This window comes from Streptomyces sp. NPDC033165 (assembly GCF_055577965.1).
The window spans coordinates 73,153-85,199 of the sequence record NZ_JBVIPK010000004.1; the positions used below are offsets into that span (position 1 = coordinate 73,153).

General features: G+C 71.8%; 12 protein-coding genes. 7 read left to right on the forward strand and 5 right to left on the reverse strand.

The genetic code is table 11. The features are described from left to right. Positions 1 to 7: 7 nt before the first annotated feature. Positions 8 to 1,066, reverse strand: a complete 1,059-nt coding sequence (gene sepH / locus ACZ5WC_RS11545; RefSeq protein ID WP_096630724.1) for a septation protein SepH — start codon at positions 1,064 to 1,066, stop codon at positions 8 to 10. 495 nt (positions 1,067 to 1,561) lie between these two features. Here sepH and ACZ5WC_RS11550 point away from each other — a divergent pair, with 495 nt between their 5' ends. After that, positions 1,562 to 2,557, forward strand: coding sequence for a hypothetical protein (locus ACZ5WC_RS11550; RefSeq protein WP_468540603.1), 996 nt, complete (start codon positions 1,562 to 1,564; stop codon positions 2,555 to 2,557). Between the two features lie 22 nt (positions 2,558 to 2,579). Here ACZ5WC_RS11550 and ACZ5WC_RS11555 read toward each other — a convergent pair whose 3' ends face one another. Together ACZ5WC_RS11555 and ACZ5WC_RS11560 are read right to left on the reverse strand one after the other, a co-directional pair. After that, positions 2,580 to 3,902, reverse strand: coding sequence for a D-arabinono-1,4-lactone oxidase (locus tag ACZ5WC_RS11555; RefSeq protein WP_468540604.1), 1,323 nt, complete (start codon positions 3,900 to 3,902; stop codon positions 2,580 to 2,582). After that, on the reverse strand, positions 3,859 to 5,106 hold the full coding sequence (locus ACZ5WC_RS11560) for an MFS transporter (protein ID WP_468540605.1): 1,248 nt from the start codon (positions 5,104 to 5,106) through the stop codon (positions 3,859 to 3,861). Before ACZ5WC_RS11560 ends, ACZ5WC_RS11555 begins: the two co-directional genes overlap by 44 nt. Positions 5,107 to 5,337: 231 nt before the next feature. Here ACZ5WC_RS11560 and ACZ5WC_RS11565 point away from each other — a divergent pair, with 231 nt between their 5' ends. Both ACZ5WC_RS11565 and ACZ5WC_RS11570 read left to right on the forward strand, forming a co-directional pair. After that, positions 5,338 to 6,465: a ferrochelatase gene (locus ACZ5WC_RS11565; protein ID WP_468540606.1), complete on the forward strand. Its 1,128-nt coding sequence runs from the start codon at positions 5,338 to 5,340 to the stop codon at positions 6,463 to 6,465. A gap of 61 nt (positions 6,466 to 6,526) precedes the next feature. Continuing rightward, positions 6,527 to 7,327 (forward strand): inositol monophosphatase family protein, encoded by an 801-nt coding sequence (locus ACZ5WC_RS11570; protein WP_468540607.1) that lies wholly within the window; start codon positions 6,527 to 6,529, stop codon positions 7,325 to 7,327. Positions 7,328 to 7,420: 93 nt separating this feature from the next. Here ACZ5WC_RS11570 and ACZ5WC_RS11575 read toward each other — a convergent pair whose 3' ends face one another. After that, positions 7,421 to 7,594, reverse strand: a complete 174-nt coding sequence (locus ACZ5WC_RS11575; protein WP_468540608.1) for a hypothetical protein — start codon at positions 7,592 to 7,594, stop codon at positions 7,421 to 7,423. Positions 7,595 to 7,953: 359 nt separating this feature from the next. Between ACZ5WC_RS11575 and ACZ5WC_RS11580 the strand changes: the two genes are divergently transcribed. The 4 genes from ACZ5WC_RS11580 (at position 7,954) to ACZ5WC_RS11595 (ending at position 11,526) form a co-directional block, all read left to right on the forward strand. Then, positions 7,954 to 8,607, forward strand: coding sequence for a response regulator transcription factor (locus ACZ5WC_RS11580; protein WP_003965735.1), 654 nt, complete (start codon positions 7,954 to 7,956; stop codon positions 8,605 to 8,607). A 5-nt stretch (positions 8,608 to 8,612) separates the two neighbouring features. After that, on the forward strand, positions 8,613 to 9,845 hold the full coding sequence (locus ACZ5WC_RS11585; protein ID WP_468540609.1) for a sensor histidine kinase: 1,233 nt from the start codon (positions 8,613 to 8,615) through the stop codon (positions 9,843 to 9,845). A gap of 405 nt (positions 9,846 to 10,250) precedes the next feature. After that, the gene (locus ACZ5WC_RS11590; protein ID WP_003965732.1) at positions 10,251 to 10,547 is read left to right on the forward strand and encodes a DUF4193 domain-containing protein; all 297 of its coding nucleotides are present in this window, start codon (positions 10,251 to 10,253) and stop codon (positions 10,545 to 10,547) included. A 13-nt stretch (positions 10,548 to 10,560) separates the two neighbouring features. Continuing rightward, positions 10,561 to 11,526, forward strand: coding sequence for a hypothetical protein (locus ACZ5WC_RS11595; RefSeq protein ID WP_468540610.1), 966 nt, complete (start codon positions 10,561 to 10,563; stop codon positions 11,524 to 11,526). A 19-nt stretch (positions 11,527 to 11,545) separates the two neighbouring features. Here the strand turns inward: ACZ5WC_RS11595 and ACZ5WC_RS11600 are convergent, their stop codons facing one another. Then, the gene (locus tag ACZ5WC_RS11600) at positions 11,546 to 12,004 is read right to left on the reverse strand and encodes a DUF3093 domain-containing protein (RefSeq protein WP_468540611.1); all 459 of its coding nucleotides are present in this window, start codon (positions 12,002 to 12,004) and stop codon (positions 11,546 to 11,548) included. Positions 12,005 to 12,047: the final 43 nt, after the last annotated feature.

Consider the following 12,047-nt stretch of genomic DNA (forward strand, 5'->3'; position numbering starts at 1 on the left):
CTCCCGGTCAGTCCTGCTTCTTGCGGCGGGTACCGAAGACGATCTCGTCCCAGCTCGGCACGGCGGCCCGGCGGCCCGGCCGGACCCCGTCCGCCTCGGCCTGACGGTCCGTCGTCCCGGTGAGCCGGTCGCGGTGACCGGCCACGGCCCGGGGCATCAGCACATCCGCGTACGCCGATCCCGCTCCGGCCGACGCGGCGGCCGCGGGCGGCTCGTCCGCCTCGGCCTCCTCCACCGCGGGTTCCAGGGCGGGCGGCTCGGGCTGTGTGGGCCGCTCGGGCACCACCATGTCGCCGCGGAAGCTCGGCACCGCCTCCAGCAGGCTGGTCAGCGAGTCGCGCTCACCGGCCGATGCGCTGCTCACGTACTCCTCGGGCTCGGCGGCCGGGGCGGGCCGCTCGATCTGCCGGTCGAGGGCCCGGTCCAGCGGGCGGTCGCGCGGCAGCCGGGCGATCCGCGGCACGAACGGGAAGCTGGGCTCGGGCGCGGCCATGTCATCGGTCTCGCCGATCAGCGAGCGCGCCTCGTCGTCCACGGCCTGGACCAGCCGCCGGGGCGGGTCGTACGTCCAGCTCGCCGAGTGCGGTTCGCCCGCGACGCGGTAGACGAGCAGGACCTCCCAGGTGCCGTCGTCGCGGCGCCAGGAGTCCCACTGGACGGTTTCCTTGTCGGCGCCGCGCAGCAGGAGACGCTCCTGCACCGCCTCGCCGAGCTGGGGGCCGGTGTTCTCGCCGGGACGGCGCACAGGAGTCTTCCGGGCCCGCTCGGCCATGAAGGCGCGCTCCGCGAGTACAGGGCCCTCGAAGCGGCGTACACGGTCGACGGGGATGCCCGCGAACTGAGCGACCTCCTCCGCCGAGGCACCGGCCCGTATACGGGCCTGGATGTCGCGGGGCCGGAGGTGGCTCTCCACCTCGATCTCGATCTGGCCGAGCCGGGCGCGGTCGTTGCGCACGGCGGCGCGCAGCCGCTCATCGATCGGAAGCGTGTACTCCGTGCTGTCCGCAGCCTTGAGCACCAGTCGTGTGCCGTCGTTGGAGACGGCCACGACACGCAGTTCGGGCATGGGGACCTCCCGGGTGGTGCCTGCCGACGTCACGTGCGTCGCTGCTTCCGCTAGTCGAGTGTGACCTGCCCGGGTGCAGCCTGCCACAACCTTGCCAAGTTGCCCGGCGTGTCGGGCGCTCGTCCTGGAACGCCACCATGACACGGTTGCCCATTGCGACCCAAAGTGGCCGATTTGGCCGCTCTGTGCAGCAAGCACCCGCGCGATGCCTTGGCGCCGCCGGATCGAGTGCCGCCGTCGGCCCCCTTCCGTAGCCACGGATTCCCACGTGGGAGTCCGCCCCAGGGCTCGTCACAGTACTCCATTCGGGCCACCGGGGTGGACCGGCGCGCCGTCGAAGTTCTCGCAAGGTACGGGAGTTGGGTTACCCAGTTCTTCGTGAAACGCCCCTGATGCGTGTCGTGCTTCACACAATCACCGGAAACGGAACTATCCACTTCGCTCATTTGTCCCTTCTTTGTGCATGGTGGGAGAGATGTCAAGCAGGGGCTGGTAATGGTTCAGAAGCCGGAAAACGACACAGAACCAAAGGAAAGGCGCATAGATCTGAGTCTGCCGCAGGTCGCCGGCAGTGCCGTGGCGGCCGTCGCGGCAGCCGTGCTGGCCTCGCAGCTGGGCGTGTACGGCACGATCGCCGGAGCGGGCGTGATGAGCGTCGTCGCCACCTGCGGCGGTTCGGTCTTCCAGCACTTCTTCCGACGTACCGGCGAGCAGATCCGCGAGGTGACGGTCCAGGTGACCCACCCGGAGGGCCGCCAAGTGACGGTGCACACCAAGGAGACGACGCCCTCGGGGCGCGGGAACACCGAGCGTCTGACCGGTCCGGAGCCTGCCGAGGACGCCACCACGGTGCTGCCGGCCGTCGGCCCGGAGCCCGCGAGCACGCAGGTGCTGAGGCCCGACCCCGACCGGACCCAGCTGCTGCCGCGAGCGGCGGTCGGCCCGGCAGGCGCCGACGACGCGTTCAGCGACGGCGTCACGCACGGCACCCGGCTGCGCGGCTGGAGGCGTCCCGCGCTCGCGGCCGCCGTCGTCTTCGGCGTCTCGATGGGCGGGATCACCGCCTACGAGATGATCTCGGGCAGCGAGCTCAGCGGCGGCCAGGGCACCACGCTCAGCTCCGTCGTACGGGGCGGCGGCGACCGGGACCCCGGACCGGCCGGTCCCACGCCCTCGGGCGACACCGGTCAGGACGGGGAGCGGGGAGAGCGGCGGGAGACCCCCGGCGACGACGGCACCGGTTCCACCCCCGCCCCGGACCAGGGCGACGGCAGCAGCGAGAGCCCCGACCCCGGGACGGGCACGGGCGGCGAGGACCCGAGCGCCGAGCCCACCCCCACACCGACGCCCTCGCGCTCTACCGGCGACGAGACCGTGCCCTCCCCGACGCCGACCCCCTCGGACCCCGGCGGCGAGACCGGCGCGCCCCCGCCGACCGGTACGGGCGGCGCCCCCGGCCTGGGGGAGCAGGCCCCGCCCGACGCCGAGTGACGTACCGGGACGCGGGCAAGGTTCAGTCGCCGAGCACGCGCCGCAGATAGTCGTTGCCGAACAGCCGGTCCGGGTCCAGCCGGTCGCGCAGCGCGGTGAACTCGCCGAAGCGGGGGTAGACCTCCGCCAGATAGGCGGCGTCCCGGGTGTGGATCTTTCCCCAGTGCGGGCGGCCGGCGTGCGCGGTCATGATGCGCTCGACCGCGGTGAAGTACGAGCGGTGGGGCGTGCCCCTGTAGAGGTGGACGGCGATGTACGCGGTGTCCCGGCCCGAGGCCGTCGACAGCGTCATGTCGTCGGCGGGCGCGGTGCGCACCTCGACCGGGAAGCTGATCTTCAGCGGTGACCGCTCGACCATGGCTTTGAGTTCTCGCAGCGCAGCCACCGCCTGCTCACGCGGAACGGCGTACTCCATCTCCACGAACCGCACCCGGCGCGGGCTCGTGAACACCTTGTAGGGGATGTCGGTGTACGTACGCGCCGACAGCGCCCGGCTGGAGAGCCTGGCGATCGAGGGGATCGTGGCCGGGACCGCGCGGCCCAGCGAACAGGCGACCTGGAAGACCCCGTTGGACAGCAGCTCGTCGTCGATCCAGCCGCTCACCTTCCCGGGCGGGGCGGCAGGGCCCGCGCTGCGGTTGTTGCGCTTGGTGTTGCAGTTGCCGGTGTGCGGGAACCAGTAGAACTCGAAGTGCTCGTTCTCGGTGACCAGGGAATCGAAGTCCGCGGTGACCCGGTCGAAGGTCATCGGCTCCTCACGGGCCGTCAGCAGGAAGATCGGCTCCACGGCGAGGGTGACGGCGGTGATCACCCCGAGGGCGCCGAGCCCGATCCGGGCCGCGGCGAACACCTCCGCGTTCTCCTCGGGCGAGCAGCACAGCACCGTACCGTCGGCGGTGACCAGCTCCAGGGCGCGGATCTGCGCGGATACCGACGCCGAGTCGCGGCCCGTGCCGTGCGTCCCGGTGGAGGCCGCCCCGGCGATCGTCTGCTCCATGATGTCGCCCATGTTCGTGAGCGACAGGCCCTCGCGGGCGAGCGCGGCGTTGAGCCGCTTGAGCGGAGTGCCCGCCTCCACCGTGACGGTCATCGCCGTACGGTCGATGTCCCGGATCCCGGTGAGCAGATCGGGGCGTATCAGCACCCCGTCGGTGGCGGCCGTCGCCGTGAAGGAGTGGCCGGTGCCCACCGGCTTCACCCTCAGGCCCTCCGCGCTCGCCCGGCGCAGCACGTCCGCGAGTTCGTCCACGGACGCGGGGGACTCGGTGCGGGCCGGCCGGGCGGTGACGTTGCCCGCCCAGTTACGCCACGTGCTCGTCGTCGTCCGTGCGTAGGTGTCGGTCATCTTCCCCGCGCCCTCCCGTCGCAGCCGGCCCGGCCAGCCGGCGATACCCCAGGAACGCCACCGCCGCCGCGAGAGCTCCCGCCACGGCGGGCACCGCGTACCCCGCCTTCGCCCCGGCGGCGTCGACCACCCAGCCGGCGGCCGAGGAGCCGAGCGCCACTCCGACCGCGAGCCCTGTACTGGTCCAGGTCATGCCCTCGGTCAGCTTGGTGCGCGGTACGTGCGCTTCGACGAGGGCCATGGTGGTGACCATCGTCGGTGCGACGGCGAGGCCCGCGACAAAGAGCGCCACGGCCAGCAACGGAAGGTTCCCGGCCAGTTGGAGGGGGATCATACTCACGGCCATCGCGCAGACACCCACCAGCCACCTTCTCGCGGGCTTCCCCGCGAGATGCAGCAGCCCGAACACGGCTCCCGCGAGGCAGGAGCCGAGCGCGTAGACGGCCAGCACCAGGGAGGCGGCGGCCTTGTGGCCGCGTTCCTCGGCGAAGGCCACGGTCACCACGTCCACGGCCCCGAAGATCGCGCCCGTCGCCACGAAGGCGGCCACCAGGACCTGGAGCCCCGGCGAGCGCAGCGCCGAGCCGCCGGTGTGCTGGGTCTTCGGGTGCGGCACCGGTTCGGTCGCGCGCTGCGAGGTCAGCCAGAAGACGCCGACCAGCAGGAACGCGGCGGCGATCAGCGGACCCGCCTCCGGGAACCAGGCGGTGGACAGACCGATCGAGATGATCGGGCCGAAGATGAAGCACACCTCGTCGACGATCGACTCCCACGAGTACGCGGTGTGCAGATCGCGTCCGGCACCCCGGTATATCTCCGCCCAGCGGGCCCGGACCATCGACCCCACGCTCGGCACACAGCCCGCGCCCGCCGCGAAGACGAACAGCGTCCAGTCCGGCATCCCCCGCTGGGCGCAGATCAGCAGTCCCGCGACCGCCGCCACCGCGACCAGCGTGACCGGGCGCAGCACCCGCCGCTGCCCGTAGCGGTCCACCAGCCGGGAGACCTGGGGGCCGCAGACCGCGGCCGCCATCGCCAGAGTCGCGGAGAGCGCCCCGGCCAGCCCGTAGCGGCCGGTGAGCTGGGAGACCATCGTCACGACGCCGATGCCCATCATGGACAGCGGCATCCGGCCGAAGAAGCCTGCCGCGGAGAACCCCTTGGAACCGGGGGCGGAGAAGATGGCGCGGTAGGGGCTGGGCAAGGGGTACTCCGGTCATGCCTGTCAGGCGTATAGCTGGCCGATACAGCTTACGGTCGGGCGGAGGTGCCGGACACCGGATTTCGGGGCGGCCGCGGGGGAGCGGAACAGGCCACGTGAGCTCCGGGTTCCCGCCCTTCCCGACGGGGTGTCGGACGTCGGTTTCCCGTCTTCCCGACGGGGCGTCGGATGTCGGTTGCCGCCCTGTCAGTGTCGGGTGGCAGGATCGACGGCATGTCCGATCTGCGCGATCCCGCTCCTTACGACGCCCTGCTGCTGCTCTCCTTCGGCGGTCCCGAGGGCCCGGACGACGTGGTTCCGTTCCTGGCGAACGTGACCCGGGGCCGGGGCATCCCCGAGGAACGCCTCAAGGAGGTCGGTCAGCACTACTTCCTGTTCGGCGGGGTCAGCCCGATCAACGCACAGAACCGCGCGCTGCTCGACGCGCTGCGCAAGGACTTCGCCGAGCACGGCCTCGACCTGCCCGTCTACTGGGGCAACCGCAACTGGGCGCCGTATCTGACCGACGTCCTGCGCGAGATGGCCACCGCCGGGCACCGCCGGATCGCGGTCCTCGCCACCAGCGCCTACGCCTCGTACTCCGGCTGCCGCCAGTACCGCGAGAACCTCGCCGAGTCGCTGGCCGTCCTGGCGGCCGAGGGGCTGCCGGTGCCCCGGGTCGACAAGCTGCGGCACTACTTCAACCACTCCGGCTTCGTGACCCCCATGGTGGACGGCGTCCTCGCCTCGCTCGCCGACCTCCCCGAGGACCTGCGCGCGGGCGCCCACATCGCGTTCACCACCCACTCCATCCCGACCTCCGCAGCCGACGCCTCCGGCCCCGTCGAGGCGCACGGGGAGGGCGGGGCGTATGTCGCCGAGCACCTGGACGTGGCCCGGCTGATCGTCGAGGCGGTGCGCGAGGCGACCGGCGTCGAGCATCCCTGGCAGCTCGTCTACCAGTCCCGCAGCGGCGCCCCGCACATCCCGTGGCTGGAGCCCGACATCTGCGACCACCTGGAGGCCCTGGACGCCGAGGACGTCCCGGCCGTCGTGATGGCGCCCATCGGCTTCGTCTCCGACCACATGGAGGTCCTGTACGACCTCGACACCGAGGCCACCGCCAAGGCCGCCGAGCTCGGCCTGCCGGTCCGCCGGTCCGCGACGGTGGGCGACGACCCGCGCTTCGCCGCCGCCGTACGGGACCTGCTCCTGGAGCGCGCCGGGGCCGAGCGGGGGCTGCCGGTGCGGCCCTGCGCCCTGGGCTCCCTCGGGCCCTCCCACGACCTCTGTCCGGTCGGCTGCTGTCCCGCCAGGGCCCCGAAACCGGCCGCGGCGGGCGCGGACAGCCCGTACGCGTAGCCCGTACGACTGCCTGCCCGTACGACCGCCTGCCCGTACGCACCGACCTCTTGGGAGCACCGTGACCGACCCCGCCCTGTCCGAACTGCTCGACCTCGCCCTGGAGGCCGCCCGCCGCGCCGGGGCCCTGCTGCGCGACGGCCGCCCCGCCGACCTGGGGGTGGCCGCCACCAAGTCCAGCCCCATCGACGTGGTCACCGAGATGGACATCGCCGCCGAGAAGCTGATCGTCGGCTACCTCTCCGACCTCCGCCCCGACGACGGCTTCCTCGGCGAGGAGGGCGCCGGCTCCCCGGGCAGCACCGGCATCCGCTGGGTCATCGACCCCCTGGACGGCACCGTGAACTACCTGTACGGCCTGCCCACCTGGGCCGTCTCCATCGCCGCCGAGCGCGACGGCGAGCGCGTCGTGGGCGTCGTCGAGGCCCCGATGCGCCGGGAGACGTACCAGGCGGTCCTCGGCGGCGGTGCGTACGCGAACGGCGAAGCCCTGCGCTGCCGCCCCGCCCCTCCGCTGGACCAGGCCCTCGTCTCGACCGGCTTCAACTACGTCGCCCACGTCCGCGCCCACCAGGCGGACGTCGCCCAGCGGCTGATCCCCAGGCTCCGGGACATCCGGCGCAGCGGATCGGCGGCCGTCGACCTCTGCGACGTGGCGGCGGGCCGCCTGGACGGCTATTACGAGCGCGGACTGCACCCCTGGGACCTGGCCGCTGGCGACCTCATCGCCCGGGAGGCGGGTGCGCTGACCGGCGGCCGCCCCGGACTGCCCGCCGACGGCGACCTGACTGTGGCCGCGACCCCGGGGGTCTTCGAGCCGCTCCAGGCCGCGCTGGACGAGCTGGGCGCCTGGCACGACTGACCCCCGAAGCCCTGGTGAGGGCCGTGAGGGCCGGACGGCACAGCGGAGGGCCCCGGATGCCTGGACAGCATCCGGGGCCCTCCGCCGTACGACTCAGACGCTTGTGGCGCCGATTTCCACGCCGTGCTCGGCGGCCAGGCGGTGCAGATCGTCCAGCTCGCCCTGCTCGACATCCGCCAGGAAGTCGTCGCCGTCCTCGCGAGCCCGCGTGAGGTCGTACTCGGTCGTCTTGATGCGTTGCAGCAGACCTGCGGTGAAAGCGTCCATGATGCGCCCCCTCATCGTGGGTCGGTGGCACGGGGGTGTGCCCGGGATCCCTCCGGCGGGAGAGCCGGAGGAGCGGGTGATCTCGCCGCTGCCCCCCGGAAAGGAGCGGGCCGTGGCATGCCACGGGACGGGCGTGATCGCGGGTGTGAACCCCTCTTCCCCACGCGCGAGCACACAGAAACCTCAACTGGCCGGTAAATCCGCCGCATTCCGCCGGGGCCTGTCGGCCCAGCGCCGTCTTACCGCCGGTTTATACGCGTTGCGGGCAGGATGGAAGCACACAGTCGGCCTCCCCCGGGGGCCGTTCGCTGTGTGAACCCGTAGTGAATCCGTAGAAGGACCTAAGGAAGGACTGCGCCGTGCGCGTACTCGTCGTCGAGGACGAGCAGCTGCTCGCCGATGCGGTGGCCACCGGACTGCGCCGGGAGGCCATGGCCGTCGACGTCGTCTACGACGGTGCCGCGGCCCTGGAGCGCATCGGGGTCAACGACTACGACGTCGTCGTGCTGGACCGGGACCTCCCGGTGGTGCACGGGGACGACGTCTGCCGCAGGATCGTCGAGCTCGGCATGCCCACCCGGGTGCTCATGCTCACCGCGTCCGGCGACGTCAGCGACCGGGTCGAGGGCCTGGAGCTGGGCGCCGACGACTACCTCCCCAAGCCCTTCGCCTTCAGCGAGCTGACCGCCCGGGTGCGCGCGCTGGGCCGCCGTACGACGGTCGCGCTGCCGCCCGTCCTGGAGCGGGCGGGCATCAAGCTCGACCCGAACCGCCGCGAGGTCTTCCGCGACGAGGTGGAGATCCAGCTCGCCCCGAAGGAGTTCGCGGTGCTGGAGGTCCTGATGCGCAGCGAGGGCGCGGTCGTCTCGGCCGAGCAGCTGCTGGAGAAGGCCTGGGACGAGAACACCGACCCCTTCACCAACGTGGTGCGGGTCACGGTCATGACGCTCCGCCGCAAGCTCGGCGAACCGCCCGTGATCGTCACCGTGCCGGGTTCCGGATACCGGATCTGAGGACCGTGGCCACCACCCCCGAGCCCCCCGCGGCGCCTCCGAAGCCCACCTGGGAGCCCAAGCAGCAGGAGCCCCCGTACCCCTGGCTGCGCCCGACCATCCGGATACGGCTCACCCTGCTCTACGGCGGGATGTTCCTGATCGCGGGCATCGTGCTGCTGTCGATCATCTACATGCTGGCCGCGCAGGCGCTGAGCGTCGGCACGGATCTGCCGTTCGAGATCGTGAGCGGCAAGGTGACCAGCGAGATCTGCGACCTGCCCCCGAACGCCAGCCCTGACGCCTTCAACGCCGCGGTGAACACCTGCGTCAACCACCAGCGCAAGGCGGCGCTGGACACCCTGCTCAACCGCTCGCTCCTCGCCCTGGTCGGTCTCAGCGTCATCGCCTTCGCCTTCGGTTACGCCATGGCGGGCCGCGTCCTGTCCCCGCTCGGCCGGATCACCCGGACCGCGCGCCGGGTGGCCGGGACCGACCTCACCCGGCGGATCGAGCTGGACGGCCCGGACGACGAGCTCAAGGAGCTGGCCGACACCTTCGACGACATGCTGGACCGGCTGGAGCGGGCCTTCACCGCACAGCAGCGGTTCGTCGGCAACGCCTCGCACGAGCTGCGCACCCCGCTGGCGATCAACCGCACGCTGCTGGAGGTCCACCTCTCCGACCCGGAGGCCCCGCCGGAGCTGCACCAGCTCGGCAAGACCCTCCTGGCCACCAACGAGCGCAGCGAGCAGCTGGTCGAGGGGCTGCTGCTGCTGGCGCGCAGCGACAACCAGATCGTCGAGCGCAAGCCGGTCGACCTCGCCGAGGTCGCCGAGCGCGCCATCGACCAGGCGCGGTCGGAGGCGGTGGCGAAGAACGTGGAGATCCGCGGCGAGCGGGCCGGGGCCGTCGTCCAGGGCAACGGGGTCCTGCTGGAGCGGATCGCGCTGAACCTCGTACAGAACGCCGTGCGCTACAACGTGCCCGAGGACGGCTGGGTGGAGGTCACCACCGAGCTCCAGCCGGGGCAGGCCGTGCTCGTCGTCTCCAACACCGGCCCGATGGTCCCGGCGTACGAGATCGACAACCTCTTCGAGCCCTTCACCCGGCTGCGTACGGAGCGCACGGGCAGCGACAAGGGGGTCGGGCTCGGCCTGTCGATCGCGCGATCCGTCGCGCGGGCCCATGGAGGCCGTATCATCGCGGAGCCCCGCGAGGGCGGCGGTCTCGTGATGCGCGTCACCCTGCCGGTCTGAGAAGCTGCATGAAGTGACTCTGCACCGAATCTCCATGTTCGCTTTGGGCGGAATTTTCAGGACCCGCTCCCGGGTGGGCCATGTGTGATCGATCACAGGGCCGATTTTTGGATCATCTACTCTCCGTGATGGCGAATCCTGCGAAAAGCCGGTAAACGTCCGGGTTTTTGGCGGTCGATATCACGGGAAGTAAACGGGGTGGCGCCCGTGAACTGCACAGACGGGACCGTGTACGGTCCCCATCGCCACCCAAGCAGAGCCTCCCCGAGGTGTCCGGTTGGGTGTCGATTGAGTAACAGACCTTGATGTGAGGCAAAATCTCCGCCTCAGGTCGGGCACAAGTCCGGCCTCTCACGCGTTACGTGCGCTGAGACACCCGCAGACACCCAAGAGGGGGAGAGCGACATGGCAACGGATTACGACACCCCACGCAAGACCGACGACGACGTGGACCAGGACAGCCTCGAAGAGCTCAAGGCTCGTCGGAGCGACAAGACGGCCTCCGCCGTCGACGTCGACGAGTTCGACGCGGCCGAGGGCCTCGAACTGCCCGGTGCGGACCTCTCCAACGAGGAGCTGGCCGTCCGGGTGCTGCCCAAGCAGGCCGACGAGTTCACCTGCATGAGCTGCTTCCTGGTGCACCACCGCAGCCAGCTGGCCCGCGAGAAGAACGGTCAGCCCATCTGCCGCGACTGCGACTGAGGCCGGGTCGGCCGTGGCAGGCGACACACCGTTCCGGAAGCGGCGCCCCTGGCGCCGGCACGGCCCGGAGGCCCATCAGGGCGGTACAGGCGGCACAGGCCCGGCAGAAGGCGTTCACGCGTCTGCCGAGCGGTCCGCCGCCCTGTCTGATGCCTCCGGTATCTCCGACGACGGGCGGGGCCGGTCGGCCTCGCTCGAAGTGGCCGGGGCCCCGGCCCCGGTGGTCAGGACCGGAGAAGCGGATCAGCAGGACCAGGCGGGGCCCGTGACCGGGGCAGGCCGCCTGTACGCAGTGAAACGGGGTGTACGCAAGGGCGGGGAGAGCGCGAAGGCCATGGCCGGCCTGCTGGCCGACCGGATCATCGAGACGGCTCCCCGCGTCCCGGTGCGCGACCTCGCCACCCTGCGGAAGCAGTTCCCCGGGCTGGGGCCCGAGGAGCTCGCCGACAAGCTCGTGGCGGGCGCGAGCCGGGCCACCGCGACCGTCGGCGCAGGCATCGGAGCGGCCGCCATGATGCCCGTACCGCCCGCCATGCTCGCCGAGCTGGCGGCCGAGGTCACCGGCGTCGCCGCGATCGAGATGAAGCTCGTCGCCGAGCTCCACGAGGTCTACGGCCGCCGCCCGCCGGGCCACCTCGTCCAGCGCAGCACCGCCTATCTGACCTCGTGGACGGAGGAGCGCGGCATCGACGTCACCCGTCCCACCACACTCAACGCCGCCCTCGGCGGCCAGATGAAGCGCGAACTGCGCCAGCAGATCATGAAGCGCATGGCGCGCAATCTGCCCAACCTGATCCCGTTCATGATCGGCGCCGCAGTCGGCGCCACGATGAACCGCCGCGACACCCGCAAGCTCGCCGACCGGGTCAGGGGTGACCTGCGCAGGCAGCAGATCCCCTGGGACCGGCTCGACGCACTGCCCCCGCTGGAACAGCCCGCGCTGCCCGCTGTGCTGCCCAAGGAGGCCGAGGGCTTCTGAGGTGGGCCCCGGTGCGTGCTCAGGCCGCCGGTACGGCGCTCAGCGCCGCCGCCAGGCCCTGCGGGTCCCGGGTGGAGAGATAGACGTACGGAGTCGGGTCCTCGGGATCCGTGACCTCCACCCGCACCGCCGTCTCCACATAGCTGCGCAGCAGCATGAAGGCGCGCGCGTCCGCCCGGTGCGTACGCCAGGCCCGCGCCTCCTCCGCGTCCAGCACCTCGGGCTCCCCGAGCGCCGACAGCGGAATCCGCGCGTCCCCCGCCACCAGCGCACCGGCGACGACCCGGATCCGGGCGGAGCCGTAGCTGCTCACCACGACCGCCGCCGCCGCGGTGCCGCCGACCAGTCCGGCGAGCAGCGGCAGGGTGCCGAGCGGCAGGAGCATCAGCGCGCAGGCGAGTCCGACCCCGAAGGCGATGAACCACCAGGACCGGGGAGCGGTGAGACGTTCGTCGAAGGGCGGTGCGGAAGGCTGCATGGAACCAAGCTTGGCACGGCGTCCCCGGCACTCCGCCGCGCGG